The organism is Eggerthella hominis (genome assembly GCF_014287365.1).
GTDB classification, from domain to species: domain Bacteria; phylum Actinomycetota; class Coriobacteriia; order Coriobacteriales; family Eggerthellaceae; genus Eggerthella; species Eggerthella guodeyinii.
This window is the reverse complement of sequence record NZ_JACOOA010000002.1, coordinates 623,813-640,028: the sequence shown is the minus strand read 5'-3', so window position 1 is coordinate 640,028 and position 16,216 is coordinate 623,813. Positions and strand designations below refer to the sequence as shown.

The 16,216-nt window shown below is 67.5% G+C and carries 11 protein-coding genes; 7 read left to right on the top strand and 4 right to left on the bottom strand.

The features are described 5' to 3' along the window. Nucleotides 1–4: 4 nt before the first annotated feature. Nucleotides 5–691, bottom strand: a complete 687-nt coding sequence (locus tag H8S61_RS07460; RefSeq protein ID WP_015759845.1) for a TetR/AcrR family transcriptional regulator — start codon at nt 689–691, stop codon at nt 5–7. A gap of 195 nt (nt 692–886) precedes the next feature. Here H8S61_RS07460 and H8S61_RS07455 point away from each other — a divergent pair, with 195 nt between their 5' ends. Next, entirely contained in the window at nt 887–3,010 is a 2,124-nt protein-coding gene (locus H8S61_RS07455; protein ID WP_186938521.1) for an efflux RND transporter permease subunit, read from the top strand. Further along, nucleotides 2,997–4,907 (top strand): hypothetical protein, encoded by a 1,911-nt coding sequence (locus tag H8S61_RS17630; RefSeq protein WP_186938520.1) that lies wholly within the window; start codon nt 2,997–2,999, stop codon nt 4,905–4,907. The genes H8S61_RS07455 and H8S61_RS17630 overlap by 14 nt, the downstream gene beginning before the upstream one ends. A gap of 75 nt (nt 4,908–4,982) precedes the next feature. Here the strand turns inward: H8S61_RS17630 and H8S61_RS07445 are convergent, their stop codons facing one another. Both H8S61_RS07445 and H8S61_RS07440 read right to left on the bottom strand, forming a co-directional pair. Further along, the gene (locus H8S61_RS07445) at nt 4,983–5,684 is read right to left on the bottom strand and encodes a Crp/Fnr family transcriptional regulator (RefSeq protein ID WP_160942169.1); all 702 of its coding nucleotides are present in this window, start codon (nt 5,682–5,684) and stop codon (nt 4,983–4,985) included. 9 nt (nt 5,685–5,693) lie between these two features. After that, the gene (locus tag H8S61_RS07440) at nt 5,694–6,908 is read right to left on the bottom strand and encodes an MFS transporter (protein ID WP_186938519.1); all 1,215 of its coding nucleotides are present in this window, start codon (nt 6,906–6,908) and stop codon (nt 5,694–5,696) included. Nucleotides 6,909–7,172: 264 nt separating this feature from the next. Here H8S61_RS07440 and H8S61_RS07435 point away from each other — a divergent pair, with 264 nt between their 5' ends. The 3 genes from H8S61_RS07435 to H8S61_RS07425 are packed head-to-tail and all read left to right on the top strand — an operon-like array spanning nt 7,173 to nt 11,108. Next, nucleotides 7,173–9,728, top strand: a complete 2,556-nt coding sequence (locus tag H8S61_RS07435) for a molybdopterin-dependent oxidoreductase (protein ID WP_186938518.1) — start codon at nt 7,173–7,175, stop codon at nt 9,726–9,728. Between the two features lie 11 nt (nt 9,729–9,739). Next, entirely contained in the window at nt 9,740–10,306 is a 567-nt protein-coding gene (locus tag H8S61_RS07430) for a 4Fe-4S dicluster domain-containing protein (RefSeq protein WP_015759851.1), read from the top strand. Between the two features lie 16 nt (nt 10,307–10,322). Beyond that, the gene (locus H8S61_RS07425) at nt 10,323–11,108 is read left to right on the top strand and encodes a DmsC/YnfH family molybdoenzyme membrane anchor subunit (RefSeq protein WP_186938517.1); all 786 of its coding nucleotides are present in this window, start codon (nt 10,323–10,325) and stop codon (nt 11,106–11,108) included. Nucleotides 11,109–11,215: 107 nt separating this feature from the next. Here the strand turns inward: H8S61_RS07425 and H8S61_RS07420 are convergent, their stop codons facing one another. Further along, complete coding sequence (locus H8S61_RS07420; RefSeq protein WP_015759853.1) at nt 11,216–12,961, bottom strand: FAD-dependent oxidoreductase; 1,746 nt, start codon at nt 12,959–12,961, stop codon at nt 11,216–11,218. A 295-nt stretch (nt 12,962–13,256) separates the two neighbouring features. On the opposite strand from H8S61_RS07420, the gene H8S61_RS07415 reads away from it, so the two are divergent. Continuing rightward, nucleotides 13,257–14,738 (top strand): response regulator transcription factor, encoded by a 1,482-nt coding sequence (locus H8S61_RS07415; RefSeq protein ID WP_015759854.1) that lies wholly within the window; start codon nt 13,257–13,259, stop codon nt 14,736–14,738. 153 nt (nt 14,739–14,891) lie between these two features. Next, entirely contained in the window at nt 14,892–16,142 is a 1,251-nt protein-coding gene (locus H8S61_RS07410; RefSeq protein WP_160942164.1) for an Nramp family divalent metal transporter, read from the top strand. The last annotated feature ends 74 nt before the right edge of the window (nt 16,143–16,216 follow it).

Sequence of the window (16,216 nt, the reverse complement as noted above, 5' to 3'; positions counted from 1 at the left end):
CTTGCTACGACGGGCGCTCGGCCAGCGCGAGGTTGCGCTGGAGGACGCCTTCGCCCAGCACGTTGAGGTAGCTGTCGGCGAGGGCGACCATGGTGTCGATGGACTCGCGGCGGTCGCTGGCCAGCCAGCTTTTCAGCATGCTGACGATGCCGCCGGCGATGAAGTCGAACTGGTAGTTGCACAGCGCCATGCCGAGGGCGCGGTCGCGGTTCGGCGTCAGGCCCTGGTCGCGCTCCCGGCGCTCCACGGCCTCGAGGGGCGCGACGGCCGTGAGGCAGCTGTCGCGCACCACGTCGATGACGTCTCCCAGGAAGGCCCCGTCGGCGTTGTCGCCGAACACGATGGCGAACGCGTCTTCGTTCGTTTCGAAGTAGCTGAAGATGTCCTCGAGGAACGGACGGTTCTCGTTGCGCGCCAGCTCTTCGCCATGCGCGTCCACCAGCTCGCGGCAGATGTTGCAGAACTCCTCTTTCACCTGGTCGAACATGTCGTACACGTCCTGGAAGTGCACGTAGAACGTGGCGCGGTTCACGTCGGCCAGCTCGGCCAGCTCGGTGACGGTGATGCTTTTGAGCGGGCGCTCCTTCAAAAGCGCCATGAGCGCCGTCGTCAGCGCGTTGCGCGTGCGCCGCGAGCGGCGATCCATTTTGATGTCGCGACGCCATCCGGGCGTCAAGATTTCTTCCGACACGATTCACCTTCTTCGACGAACAGCCCCCGCGGTGTCGAATAGTCGACGATCGGGCGCTTGATTGCGTATTGCCCTGGTCGAAAGCATATCGCATACTCGTTCATTATTCAACACATGACGTATAACGGTACTAATGTTGAGTATGCATCACCTGTGGTATGAGTGTTTCACGTGAAACATCTGTTCGAAGGGAGCATGATGCTCAAGTTTTGCGAAGCGTTCCTGCGCCACCGCAAGGCGGTGGTTGCGCTGTTCGCGGTGGCGGCAGTGGCGTGCGCGCTGTGCATCCCGGCGGTTAAGGTGAACTACAGCATGACCGATTACCTGCCGGCCGACGCGCCGTCGATGCAGGCGCTCGACGACATGGAGCAGTCGTTCGACGGGGGCATCCCGAACGCGCGCCTGTTCGCCGAGGGCATCGACCAGGCCACGGCCGAGCAGCTTTCCCGCGACCTGGCCGCCGTCGACGGCGTGGACGAGGTGATGTGGCTGGGCAGCGTGGCGGACACGAAAAAGCCGCTCGCCGTGCAGGACGAGGACGTGACGGCGTCGTGGGCGACCGACGACGGGTATCTGTTCCAGCTGGTCATCGACGAGGCGAAAGGGGTGACGGCCACCGAGGAGGCGCGTGCGGCCGCCCAGGATGCGGGCGCGTCGCAGGTGTCGCTGTCGGGCGATGCCGTGAACACCGCCAGCGCGCAAAGCTCCACGTCGGTGGAGATCGCCTACATCATGGTGCTGGCGGTGCTCATCATCATCGTGATCCTGTCGCTGACGTCGCATTCGTGGTTCGAGCCCGTCATCTTCCTGACGGTGATCGGCGTGGCCATCGTGATGAACATGGGGACGAACCTCCTGATCGGCGAGATCTCCTTCATCAGCCAGATATGCGGTGCCATCCTGCAGCTGGCAGTGTCGATGGACTACGCCATCGTGCTGCTGCACACGTTCCGCCGCTGCCAGCGCGAGTATGCCGACCCCTACGTTGCCATGGCGCATGCGATGAAGCGCGGCTTCTCGGTGGTGCTGTCCAGCGCGGCCGTCACGTTCTTCGGCTTCCTCTCGCTCACGGTCATGCAGTTCGGCATCGGCGTGAACATGGGCATCGTGCTGGCGAAGGGCATCCTGTTCAGCTTCCTCACTGTCATGTTCCTCATGCCGTGTCTCACGCTGCTGTGCCTGCGCTGGATCGACAGGTTCGAGCACCGGTTCCTCATGCCCTCGTTCGACGGCTTCGCCCGCGTGTGCCAGCGCATCATGGTGCCGATGGCCGTGGTGGTGATCGTCGTGGCGGTGCCGGCGTACCTGGCGGAGAGCCGCACCGATTTCAGGTACGGCACCTCCGGGTTCGCGCCTCCGGGCAGCCAGACCGCGGTTGAGCAGGAGCGCATCGAGGAGGCGTTCGGTGCGTCGGCCACCTGGGTGGTGATGGTGCCCGAGGGCGACACGTCGCGCGAGCAGGCGCTTGCGGACGATCTCGAGGCGCTCGATCACGTGACGGGCGTGACGTCGTACGTGACCGAGGCCGGGCGCGCGCTGCCGGTGGAGGTTGCGCCCGCGTCCACGGTGGAGCAGGTGATCGCGGGCGGCTGGTCGCGCCTCGTGGTGTCGCTCGACGTGGAAGGCGAGGGCGACGAGGCGTTCGCGCTGGTGGAGCAGGTGCGTGCGACGGCGGAGGCTCAGTACGGGGACGCGTACCGGTTGGCGGGCGCGGAGGTGTCGGTGTACGACCTGCGCGACACGGTGCAGCAGGACGCGGGGCGCGTGAAGCTGTTCTCCATGCTGTCCATCGGCCTCGTGCTGGCGCTCATGTTCCGCAGCCTGTCCATCCCGTTCGTGGTGCTGATCGCCATCGAGGTGGCCATCTGGATCAACTTGGCCGTGCCGTACTTCCTGGGCGACAGTCTGAACTACATCGGCTACCTCGTGATCGACGCGGTGCAGCTGGGCGCGGCCGTGGACTACGCCATCATCTACACGCGCGAGTACTTCGACCGCCGCAGCGAGTACACGCCGCGCGAGGCGTCGCGTTCGGCGGTGAAGCATGCGGCCCTGACCATTCTCACGTCCTCGTCGATCCTCGTGTTCGCGGGGCTGGCGGTGTGGCAGATCGCCTCGAACGGCGTGATCTCCGAGCTGGGCGTGCTCATCGCGCGCGGCGCGTTCACGTCCATGCTCATGATGTTCGTGTTCCTGCCGTGGTTGTTCAAAACATTCGATGGAGTCATTCGCCGCACCTCGCTCGGCCTGCATGTGTACGAGGGCGAGCCGAAGGGTGCGAGCGCGTTGGAAGGAGAAGGTGCTCATGGAGAAGCGTAAGGAAGCGGGATGCGCGCTGGCGGCCTCGCTGCTGGCCGGCGCGCTGGCGTTGCCGACGGCGGGGTTGGAGGTGAGCCAAGCGTGGGGCGTCGAGCCCGAGGCGGCGAAGGACGAGGTGGTGTACGTGAAGGCGGGTGCCGACGGGGCGACGCAAGGGCTGTACGTGGTGAACGTGTTCGACACGGGCGCCGTCCAGACGGTGGACGACCCGGCGCGCTACACGCGGGTGAAGAACCTGACCACCACCGATGCGCTGGTGCAGGAGAACGGCGCCGTGCAGGTGAGCACGTTGGCCGATCAGCCGTTCTATTACGAGGGCGAGATGGACGCCGCGACGCCGCTGCCGTGGGACGTCTCGTTGACGTACTACCTCGACGGGGCGCAGATCGCGCCGGACGAGCTGGCGGGGAAGAGCGGGCGGCTGCGCATCGAGTTCGCGGTGACGGCGCGCGGCGGGGATGCGGAGGGCGCGGGGCTCGCGGACTTCGCCGAAAGCTGCGTCATGCAGGCGCAGGGGACGTTCCCGGAAAGCGCGTTCAAAGTGGAGGACGCCGACGGCGCGACCGTCGCCCACGTGGGCGACAACGCCGTGATCAGCTACCTGGTGCTGCCGGGCGAGAGCGCCGTGTACGCCATCGAGGGCGATGCGCGCGCCTTCTCGTACGAGGGATGGCAGATCAGCGCGATGCCGCTCGGCCTAGCCATCGACCTGGCCGAACAGGACACCGCTCAGCTGTCCGACAAGACCGGCGAGCTGGAGGACGCGACCGCGCAGCTGTCCGACGGCGCGGCCTCGCTTGAAAGCGGGCTGGGGTCGCTGGCCAGCGGTTCGGGCGATCTCGCGTCCGGCACCGGCGAGGTGGCGGCGGGCGCGACGGAGCTTGCGGGCGGCGCCAGCTCGCTGGCGCGCGGGTCGGAGGAGCTGCAAGCGGGCGTGGGCGCGGCGGTGGACGGGCTCGCGTCGGTGAGCGCGAACAGCGCGGTGCTCGACGCGGCGGCAGAGCTGGTTCGCGCGGGGGCGGGCGACCTCGATGCGGGCGTGCAGGCGCTGCGAGCGGGCGACCAGTCGTTTCTCGGGGCCGTGGCGGCGGCGAAGGCCCAGGCCGCCGTCGGCGCCGCGCAGTACGCGGCCGCGCAGGAGGCGTACGCGGCGGCCGTGGCGGCGGCGTACGCCGATCCGACGGCTGCGACGGTGGCCGCTTTGGACGGCGCGGCGCAAGCGCTTGCCCAGGCCAGCCAGGCCGCCGGATCCTACGGCGCGCTCGACACCGTCGAGGGAAGCTACGCGCCGCTGTCGGGCGGCATCGCCGAGGCGGCGGCGGGCTCGGCGAGCCTGTCGGCGGGCACGGCGGACCTTGCCGCCAACGTGGAGGCGTACACCGGCGGCGTCGATGCGCTCGCGACGCAGGCGCCTGCGCTTGCTGAGGGGGCTGCGAGCTTGAGCGCGGGCGCGGCATCGCTGGCGGGCGGCACGGGCGAGGTGGCGGCGGGCGCGTCGTCGGCGGCTGCGGGGGCCGTGCAGCTGGCGAGCGGCGCGGCGAGCGCCTCGTCGGGCGCGCGCGAGCTGTCCGCCGGCACGGCCGACCTCGCCGAGGCCGTGAGCGGCATGGACGAGCAGGTCATCGACGCGGTGCAGCAGGCGATCGACGACAAGCTGGGCGCCGACTACCAGGCGCACTCCTTCGTCGACCCGTCGAACACCGCCGTCGACGACGTGCAGTTCATCTACGTGGTGGACGGCGTGGAGGAGCCCGACGACGCGGACGCGGCGGAGGCGGCGGGGGAGGCGAATGCGGACGCGGACGGGGGCGGGGGCGCAGACGGGGGCGCAGGCTCGGGCTCGGAGCCGCAGGGCTTCGTGGATCGCCTGCTGGCCCTCTTCCGCCCCGCAAGCTAGAAGGAGCGGCCCCCTGCCCCTGCCTCACGGCGGGCGGGGCAGGGGGCGGGCGGGCTGTCGGGGGCTTCCGCGAGCCTAGTTTTCCACGATGAGATTTTCGGCGATGCTTTTGAGCTTCTTGAAATCGGTGATGACCAGCGCGCCGCGTTGGCGTTCGGCGCAATCGGCGTTGCGCAGCGCCACGACGGAGTTCGTGATGGAGTTCACGTGCACGCCCAGCATCTCGGCCAGCTCCTCGTTGCTGAACGGGATGATGGCCGGCGCCTGCGCCGAGTTGAACTCGCGGGCCAGCGTGAGCAGCAGCGCGGAGAACCGCTGCAGCACGGGGTACACGGAGGCGTTCACCGCTTCGCGCGTTTGCAGCGACATCATCTCGAACAGGTATTGCGCCATGGCGTAGCACACGTCGCCGTGCGTTTTGAGGTAGGCGCCGAAACGCTCGGCGTCGATGGCGAACGCTTCGACTTTCGTGGTGGCCTTCGCGTTCAGGATGGACGGCTTGCGGTCGACTTCGGGACGGAATCCCTGGAACCCGATGAGCGTGCCCGCCTTGTGGAAGAACACCGTTTTGGTGTACCCGTCGGGCGTGCCGCTGTACAGCCGTACCAGGCCCCTCGTCAGGTAAAACGTCTCGCGCATGTCGTCGCCCTCGCGGAACAGGTAATCCCCCGGGCTCAGCACGAGCGCCCGAGCCTTCAGGGTGCCGTCGGCGACGATGCGTTCGATGGTCTCGCTCAGCAGCGGCTTCGGCTGCACGAACAGGCTGATTGCTTCCATGCGTTCCCCCTAGCGCTTCGGCTTCCCCTTCGTGTTCGGATACATCATACCCCACGCGACCAGGCCCGCCCCGGCGACCGCCGAGGTTGCCAGATAGGTCGCGGAAACCGGCAAGCCGCCCTGCATCATGGCTCCGGCCAGCAGCCCTCCCGCGATCATTCCCAGGTCGAGCGCGCTTTGCTGCCGCGCCAGGAACGTGCCGGCGCCGCCGCCCGACGACGCGCCCGCGGCGGCGACGAGCGTGGCCGTGGCGCCGAAGTATCCCGCTCCGCACAGGAACGCCCCCGCGAGGACCGCTTCGGGGCTGCGGCCCAGCGCCATGAGCAGCAGCCCCAGGCCGTTGGCGGCGATGGTGCAGCCCACCGAGCGCTTCGCGCCGAACCGATCGGTCGCCCATCCGGCGACGAGGCTGCCGACGAGGCCTCCGGTGCTGAGGAACGCGAACAGCATGCCGTCGTTGCAGGACGCGAGCGCTTCTTCGGCGAGGGTCTGGCCGAAGTTCATGACCACGCTGTAGCCCGATGCGAGCAGGAGCGGGCTGGCGAGGAGGAGCGCCCGCTGGCGCAGGGGAGGGGGCGCGGAGAGCGCGAGGGGCGCGGGAGCCGCGAGCCGCGAGGCTCCCGCCGCCCGCCCGCGCGGCAGCGCGAGGGCGACGGCCGCGCCGCACGTTCCCACAAGCGCGAGCGCGACGAAGAACGCCCCGTACCCGTGCGCGTCGATGAGCGGGAAGATGGTCACCGGCCCCGCCATCAGCGAGGCGGTGGTTGCGAACCGCACGATTCCCAACCGCCTCCCCAGCTTGGAGGCGGGGGAGGTGGCTGCGAGGTACTGCGCCACGCTCGGTTGGAACAGCGCCAGCCCGAACGCCTGCGCCAGGCGCAGGACCACGACCTGCCACAGCTCGGAGCAACCGACGAGGGCCAGGCACGGCACGGTGTACCCCAACGCTCCCGCGATCATGGCGAAGCGGCTTCCTCGCTGCTCCACCACGCGCTCGAGCGGGATGCGCAGGAGGACGGCGAGCAGCACGAACAGGCTGTTCTGCAAGCTGGCGACGAACGGTCCGGCGCCAAGCGACATGACGTAGGTGGGAAGCGCGGTCGTCTCGGTGTTGTTGAGCCCGAACAGGAGGAAGGCCGCAATGGCGACGAGCGCCGTGACGGCACTCGATGATTCTGTTACCTGCGTGCGGCTCGGGCCGCTCCGTTCCTCGTCGGCGCCCATGGCGTCCCCCCCCCCTCTGCGCAGGAGATGGTACGGCTTCGTGTACGCGCCTGTCCAACCAGCCCTGTGCCAGCCCCACAATGTTGTGGGTCCAACCCCTGTTTAGGTGCGCAGCCCAACCGTGTGCCGCTCCCACTGCCGTGTGTGGAGCGCGTTCCGAAGCCGGCGTATCGTCCAGCTTGTCCGCAAGAATGGCCCCAAAGGCGCCTGTCCCCTTTGGGCTTCTTTGGGGCCATCGGAGAAGACGAGGAAGAGGAGGGTGAGATGAAGACGACCGAGACGCATGCTGGCGTATGCGAACCCGAGTACTTCATGCGCGACGGCAAGCTGACCCGTCGCACGTTCATCAAGGGCGTCGGCGCGATAACCGTCGCGTCCGCGCTGGGTTTCGGGGCGCAGGGCGCCGGCGCGCCCGAAGCGCTGGCCGACGAGGCTCCGGCAGCCGCCGGGGAGAAGGCCGTGCACGCGGTGTGCACGGTGAACTGCACGTCGCGCTGCCATCTGCGCGGCACGGTGCGCGACGGCAAGCTCGTGCGCGTGGAGCCGGGCGACATGCCGGGGCGGCCGGGGTACGCCAACGCGTGCCTGCGCTCCATGAGCTACATCCAGCGCTTGCAGGACGAAAACGCGCGCGTCATGTACCCCATGCGGCGCACGGGCGAGCGCGGCTCGGGCGAGTTCGAGCGCATCACCTGGGACGAGGCCATCGACGCGATCGCCGAGAAGCTCAACGCCGTGCTGGCCAAAGACCCGCAGGCCGCTTCGTTCTACTCGTTCACGGGCGACCTGGGCAAGCTGTCGTGGGAGGCGCCCACGCGCTACGCCGCCACCGTGGGAGCCACCACCTGGGACATCGAGGGCATCATGGGCGATCACGGCGCGTCCATGGGCATGACCATGGTGTTCGGCACGCACCGCGGCGCCCACGACTCGCGCGACTACCTGAATTCCAAGCTGCTCATCGTGTGGGGCCGCAACGTGGCCGACACGCACACGTCCGAGCTGCGCGATTACGTGGCCGCGCGCAAGAACGGCGCGAAGGTCATCGTCATCGACCCGCGCCAGTGCTCCACGGCGGCCATGGCCGACGAGTGGATTCCCCTCAACCCGCAAACCGATCCGGCGCTGGCCTTGGGCATGATGAACTGGATCATCGGCAACGACCTGCACGCCAAAGACAAGCTGGTGGAGGAATCGGTCGCCCCCTATCTCATCCGCGAGGACGATGGCGCGTACCTGCGTATGGTCGACGGCAAGGTGGTGGCCACGGCGGCGGGAACCGGGAAGGCCGACGAGGGTTCCATCGGCACCGCTCCGGCGGCGCAGGGCGAAGCGGGCGCCGGCGCCGGCACGTACGTGATCTGGGACGAACTGACGGGCACCGCGGTGCCCGCCCCCGATGCGGCCTCCATCAAGGGCGGAAGCGTCAAGCCCGCGCTGACGGGCTCGTTCACGGTCGACGGCGTGGCGTGCCGCACCGCGTTCGACCACCTCGTCGACGCGTGCGCCCCGTACACGCTCGAGCGCACCGGCGAGATCTGCGGCATCGACCCGGACGTGGTCGAACGTCTGTCCCGAGAGTACATCGAGGCGCAGCCCGCCGGCATCCGCATGGGCCAGGGCATGCAGCGCGTGTACCATTCCTACGCGCCGTTCCGCACCGTGGCCACGCTGGCCATGGTCGCCGGGTACATCGGCGTCCCCGGCGGCGGCGCGTCGCACGCGGGCGGCACGGCCACCAACAAGCCGGTTGCCGGCTACACGGGTCCGGTGTACGACTTCACCGATTGGTCGGACACGGGAAAGAAGGCGAACCTCGTGCCGTCCTCCAAGGTGTACGCGGCGGCGGTGAACCACGATCCGGTGCCCATCGACTTCCTGTGGATCGCCAACTCGAACTTCATCAACATGAGCCCCGATTCCAACCGCATCATCAACGAGGTCATCCCGGCCATCGACTTCATCGTCACCGTCGATCCGTGGTGGACGTGGACGGCGAAGTACTCCGACATCGTGCTGCCTGCCTGCACGTATTGGGAGCACTGGGACCTCGTCGACCGCAGCCCCTGGGCCATGTTCAACCAGCCCGCCATCGAGCCGATGGGCGAGAGCAAGTCCGACGTCGAGATCATGTCGCTGCTGGCGAAGAAGACCGGCGTCGAGGACTACTGGAGCAAAACCGACGAAGAATGGATTCGCCAGTTCGTGGGCACCGACCATCCGGCATGGGACGGCCTCGATTGGGATCGCGACGTGGTCGAGCAGGGCATCTTCGGCCGCTCCGACGCGCTGTACGACCCCGCCATCGTCTACGCCGACGGCACCGGGTACAAGACCGACACCGGCAAGTTCGAGTTCTATACCGAGTCCCTGGTGGCGTTCGACGAGGAGGTTCCCACGTGGCAACCGCCGTGCGAGGATCCGCGCGAAGGCGAGCTGGCCGCGAAGTACCCGCTCGTGTACATCCAGTACCACGACCGCCTGAACGTGCACACGCAGCACATTCTGAACCCGGCGCTCGAGGTGGTGCAGGACGAGCCCCTGCTGCAGATGAACCCCGTCGACGCCGAGGCGCGCGGCATCGCGCACGGCGACGTGGTGCGCGTGCTCAACGATCGCGGCGACATGAAGATCCGGGCGTTCCTCACCGAGGGCATCATCCCGGGCACGGTGGCCACGCAGAGCGGGTGGACGCCCGATTACTTCATCGAAGGCTGCTACCAAAACCTGACCCATCACACCATCTGCGACGCCGAAGAAGCCTACAGCATGACGAACAGCGCCTTCTATGACGTGCTCGTCGAAGTCGAGAAGGCGTAAAGGAGGAGATCATGACCGAGAAACGCTACGGCATGGTGATTGACACCCAGCACTGCGTGGGCTGCCAAACCTGCACGGTCAGCTGCAAGATATCGAACGAGGTTCCCGGCAGCGCGCACTGGAACCACCTGGAAAGCCTGGACGGCGACGTGCTGTACCAATCGACGGGCACGTTCCCGCGCACCACGCTGGCCTTCCGGCCCCTGTTGTGCAACCACTGCGAGAACCCGGCGTGCGTGAACAACTGTCCGTCGGGGGCCATGCACAAAGACCCCGCTACCGGCATCGTGTCGGTGAATCAGGACGTGTGCATCGCGTGCGGCTACTGCAGCTGGGTGTGCCCGTACGGCGCGCCGTCGATGAACGACGTCGACCACGTGATGAGCAAGTGCACCTTCTGTGCCGAGCGCGTGGCCGAGGGCGTCGAGCCGTACTGCGTGGCCGCGTGCCCGGCGAACGCGCGCGTGTTCGGCGACTTGAACGATCCGGAGAGCGCGCCGAGCAAGCTCATGCAAGAGCGGCATGCCGAACCGTACCTGCCGGAGGCCGGCACGCATCCGTCGGTCTACTATATATAGGAAAGAGGGGATGAAGATGTTTGCCGAAATGCTTCCCTTGCTGGTGTTCACGACGTTCGCCGGCTTGGCGGCCGGAGCGTACGCGGTCGATGCCCTGTGCGGGAACGGGCGCGCGGGCTCGGGGGCCGCCGCTCCTGCGCGCCCCTGGCTGTTCCCGCTCGTGTGCCTCGTGTTGCTGGGACTGGGCCTGTGCGGCACGCTGCTGCATCTGGGGCAGCCCTTGCGGTTCGTGAACGGCATGGCGAACCCCGGCTCCATGATCGCGCAGGAGGCGTACTGGTCCATCGCGTTCGGGGCGGTCATCGTCGTCGATCTTGCGGTGGCGAAGGCGAAGGGCGCCGCGGTGCGCCCGATCCGCTGGGCCGGAGGGCTGGTTGCCGTGGGGCTCATGGTGGTCACGGGGCTGGCGTACTACCAGAGTTTGGGCCTGCCGGCTTGGAGCGGCGCTGCGACCGTGCCCCTGTTCCTGGTGGGCGACCTCGCGCTGGGCGCGGGCCTGTGCGCGCTGCTCGACCGGTCGGCGCTGGCGGGCGGCGTCCTGGCTGCGGCGAACGTGGCCGCCGGCGTTGCGTTCGCCGCGGTGCTGGGCGCGTTCGGACTGTATCTGGCGCGCATCGGCCTGGACGCGACGGGGCTGCTGGTTGCCGCCGGCATCGTGGGGCCGCTGGCCGCAAGCGCCGTGGCTGCGGCGACCCGCGCGGGAAAGCTCCCCGCGCAGGCGGGCGGCGTGGCCGTGTGCGCCCTTGCGATCGTGGGCGTCGTGCTCGCCCGCTACGCCTTCTTTGCCGCGGGCATGATGTAGGTTCGCTGACGTACCGAGGAAGGGCCCCTCTCGCAGCTTGGCGAGAGGGGCCCTTCGTGTCGGAGGCGTCCGGAGGGGAGGAGGGGACGCCTCGCGGGGGGAGGCGCTTACACCGCAGCGGCGGCGTTCTTGCCGGCCAGGCGGCCGAAGCTGAGGGCGGTGGCCAGGCTGATGCCGGCCACGACCACGGGGTAGTCCACCTGGAGGCGGCGGCCCATCGTGTTGCCGGCCACGTACAGGCCGGGGATCGGGTCGTTCGTGCCGTCCTTCGTCACCTGCAGGTCGTGGTTGCACTCGAGGCCGCCGAACATGACCAGCATGCCCGCGTTGCCGAACTTGCACGCGTAGTACGGCGGGTTCTCGACGGGGAACATGCGCTTCGACATCTTGCCGAAATCCTCGTCCAGGCCGTTGTGGCACAGCTCGTTGTAGCGCTCGATCTCGGCCTTCATCGTGTCGTAGGGCAGGCCCGTCTTCTCGGCCAGCTCCTCAAGCGTGTCGCATTTGACGTCGGCCGCTTCGTCCACCATAGCCTGCGTCGTGTAGCCCAGACCGAAGCCGGACAGCACGGTCTCGTACTCGGCGATCTTGTCGTCGGGAACGAAGTAGGTGGTGTAGCCGTGGCCGTCGGGCATGTGGATGATCTGCTCGGGCCACTTGCTGTCGAAGATCTGCCAGGACTTCACGCCCGCCTTGGCAAGCTCGGGGTCCTTGGCGACCGGCTGGCGCGTGTGCTCGTCGGCGATGTTCTGGCCGGGCACGTCCTCGTTCATGAAGCGCTTGCCCTCCATGTTGAGCTGCAGGAAGCTGTCCACGCCCAGGGCGCCGCCCATGTGGTGCGTCATCGGCGCGTGGGGGCCCAGCTCCATCCAGCCGCCGGCCCAGATGCCCATGAGCTGGCCGCGGCCGTCGTCCACGCCGCCCATGAACTCTTCGGTCCACGGCGCGTAGTAGTGGCGCATCTCGGTGTTCGCGCCGTAGTCGCCGCAGCACAGCACGGTGGCTTTGGCGTTCACCTTGAGGTAGCCGTCCTTCGTCTTGGCGTAGGCGCCCACCACGGCGTCGCCTTCCTTGATGAGCTGCTCGCCCTCGGCCTCGTAGATGAGCTCGGCGCCGGCGGCTAGGGCGGCGTTGAAGGCCGCCTCGCACGCCCACTGCATGTTGGGGTTCGTGGTGATGGTGCCGTGGAAGTACGGGTACACTTCTTCCTTGTAGTCGTACGTTTCCAGCTTGGGGAAGCACTTCGGGCGGATGAAGTTCGGCTTGTCGGTCTCGCGGTTGGCGGCCGTGGACTTCAGCACCTCGTAGTCGGCGCCCTCGATGAACCAGTCGAAGTCCTCGCCGGAGTGGTCGTACCAGTAGCTCATCATCCACGTGTCGCAGCGACCGCCGGTCTCCTTGACGTACTCGTTCATGATGTCGGCCTTGGGCGCCCATTCGATGCCCAGGTCCTTCTGGATCTGCGAGCCCACCACGCCGAAGTCGCCGGCCATGGAGATGACGGAATAGCTGTCCTCGGGCTGTTTCTCCAGCACGATGACCTTCTTGCCGGCCTCGGCGGCTTCCTTGGCGGCGGCGGTGCCGGCCAGACCCATGCCGATGACGAGGACGTCGCAGTCCTTCTCCTCCTTGATGTCGGTGGGAACCTCCGGCGGCGTGAGGAAGTCGGGGGTGTAGTTGGTGGGGGAGACGCTCGACGCTGCGGCGCTGCCCGAACCGCCGTTGCCCTCGGCCGACGCGGTGCCGGCACCCTGCTGCGGTGCGCAGCCGGCAAGCCCGGCGGCTCCGGCGGCGACGGCCGCGGTGGCTCCGAGGCCCAGGAATGCGCGACGACTCAGTTTGGTTTCTTTCATGTCCCTCTCTCCTTTCGATGAGAAGCGCGACGGCCCCAGACCGCCCGCTTCATCGTGAGGATTTCCGTGACGGAATCCTCCCCTGCGCCACCAACCATACGTGCCTGCGTGCTCGCCTGCCATACCTCCGCGCGGGTAGTTTTTCGCATTTCCCCCGGTGAACGCCCTACCTGATACGGGTGGGTAGCCGAGGTGGGACGCGAAAAACCGTCGATCGGACGGCAAACCATGAGCAAAAGACGAATTGATGGGGATGGGATATACTGGCAGGGAAACAGACGGAGGGTAGGGGCCGATGAGCTGTTTGAAGGATTTGGTTGCGGGCATGCGGGCGCGCGATGTCGTGTTCATGAGCGGGTATGCGCTGTATCTGACGTTCGGCTACATGTCGTTCGAGTCGCCGACGGTGCTCACCTCGCTGGGCGAGTCGGGCGCCCTCGTGCAGTCGCTGTTCCTCGTGGCGGTGATCGCGGCGCGCATGGTGGTGTACGCGGCGATGATCGCGCTGGCGCGGCGCGCGGGCCGCGGGTTTCCGCCCGCGGTGATTCTCGTGTGCGCGGGCGTTGCGGCCACGGGCTTCATCGTCACGCGCATGGCGTTCCAGTTCGCGGGGTTCGTGCCGTTGGACGAGCTCGTGCCGTGGCTCGTGGCGGGCGGCCTGTGCTTCGGCGCGGGCGACGCGCTGATCAACCTGCTGTGGGCGCGCTTCTCGGGCACGTTCGACCTGCGGCGCGTGTACCTGTTCGTGCTGATGAGCAGCGGGCTCAGCCTGGTGGTGTACCTCGTGGTGACGCTGCTGCCCTCGGCGCTCATGCTGCCGGTGGGCGCGGTGCTGTTCTTCGCGTCCGTGGTGTTCTGCCGCCAGTGCCTCGCCGCGCGCGAGCCCATCGCCGAAGAGTACTCGGCGCCGGTGTTCAAGGGTGCGCTGTCCGCGCTGTGGCGCCCCGTGCTGGGCACCGCCATCCTCTCGTTTATGAGCGGCCTCATGCTGCAGCTGTCGCTGTCGGAGGCCATTCCGCTGGGGACGTTCCAGTCCACGTCGCTCATCACGCAGGCCATCGTCATCGTGGCGCTGCTGCTGCCGGCGCTGCTGGTGAAAAGCCAGCCCAGCTTGGGATCGGTGTACCGCATGGCGCTGCCGCTGTCGGCGGCGGGCTTTCTGCTGCTGCCGCTCATCTGGAACGGCGTGGGCGGTCTGGCGAACGCGTGCGCCCAGCTGGGAACGCTGGTGGCGGGCATCATCCTGTGGTGCATGGTGGCGCATACCGTGCACGACACGAAGCTGCCGGCGGCGCTGCTGTTCTCGTGCTCGCTCATCTGCACGAACGCGGCGCAGATGGCGGGAACGCTGGTGGGCATGCTGAACGCGCACACGCTGGGGCAGGGCGATATCACGCTGACGGCGGTGGCGCTCGTGGCCATCTACCTGCTGGCGATGGTGTCGATGTTCCTGTTCAAGGACAAGAACCTGCGCGGCGTCGACGTCGTGCCCGAGGGCGGCGCGCCCACGGCCGAGCAGCAGGGCGATGCGCTCGAGGCGCGGTGCGCGCACGTGGCCGAGACCTACGGCTTCACGCCGCGCGAGTCGGAGATCCTCGTGCACTTGGGGCAGGGGCGCACGGCGCGCGCGATCTCCGAGAAGCTGGTCGTGTCGGAGAACACGGTGAAGTACCACATCAAGTCCATTTACCAGAAGCTCGACGTGCATTCGCGCGACGAGGTGATCGACCTCATCGAGCGGTCGGAATGCGTCGTGCCGCACGACTCGGCCGAGTAGGCCCGCGCGCGCTGCGACCGCCGAAAGCCTCGGCCGCTCTATAAGCCCAGCGTATACGCGGGACCTTTATTCTGCTAAAGTACAGGCATCGTAATGGGGAAATGCGGGCGCGCGTTCGCGTCCGCTCGACTGAGAGTAGGGAAAGGAGTGGGTATGAGCAGTTCTATCGTTCAGAAGTTCAAGAACATCGGACCGGGCGCGCTGGTCGCTGCGGGCTTCATCGGCCCCGGCACCGTCACCACCTGTACGGTTTCGGGTGCGAGCTACGGCTATACCATGCTGTGGGCGCTGCTGTTCGCCACGGTGGCCACCATCATCTTCCAGGAGATGGCGTCGCGCGTGGGTATCGTTTCGGGCAAGGGTCTGGGTGAAAACATCCGCGATCGTATTCCTAACAAGACGCTTATGTGGATTGCAATCGTGATTGTTATCATCGCCATCTTCGTGGGCAACATCGCGTATGAGACGGGCAACATCACGGGCGGCATCCTGGGCATCCAGGCCGTCACGCCCGACATCCCGATGATTCCCATCGTCGTGGTGCTGGGGCTGCTGGCGTTTGCCGCCATGTGGATTGGCTCGTACAAGGTGGTCGAGGTCATCCTCACCGGCATCGTCGTGTTCATGGGCGTGGTGTTCCTCGTCACGGCGTTCGCGTCGAGCCCCGACTGGGGTGCCATTGCGCACGGCTTGTTCGTGCCGGCGCTGCCCGAAGAGGGATCGAAGGGCATCCTGACCGCGGTGGGCCTCATCGGCACCACCATCGTGCCGTACAACCTGTTCCTGCATGCCTCCGGTGCGTCCGAGCGCTTCAAGGACCCCGAGCAGGTGTCCGACGCCCGCTTCGACACCATCCTGAGCATCGGCCTGGGCGGCATCATCTCCATGGCCATCCTCGTGTGCGCCGCCGCGAACATCTACGGCACCGAGAACGTGGTGACGAACGGCAAGGACATGGCGCTGGCGCTGCAGCCGCTGCTGGGCTCGTGGGCAACGTGGCTGATCGGCCTGGGCCTGCTGGCTGCCGGCTTCTCGAGCGCCATCACGGCGTCGTTCTCGGCCGCGTACGCGGTGAACGGCGTGCTGGGCTGGAAGAAGACGGTCAAGGACCTGCGCTTCAAGATCATCTGGATCATCGTGCTGGTGGCCGGCTGCGTGATGGCCGTCGTGCTGGGCAAGAGCCCGACCGAGCTCATCCTGGTGGCGCAGGCGGCGAACGCCATCCTGCTGCCCATCATGGCGTTCTTCGTGCTGTACTGCGCGAACGGCAAGGACCTGGGCAAGTGGAAGAACCACGCGTTCGCGAACTGCGCGGGCGTGGTGATCATCGTGATCACGCTGTTCATGTGCTGGCGCAACATGTCCAGCTTCATCTCGTCGCTGCAGGCGCTGGTAGGCGCGTAGGCGCGGCGACGGTGCCGATGAGGTTATGAGCGTTCGTGCGCCCGCCGGTTTCGGCGGGCGCACGTGTTTCGAGG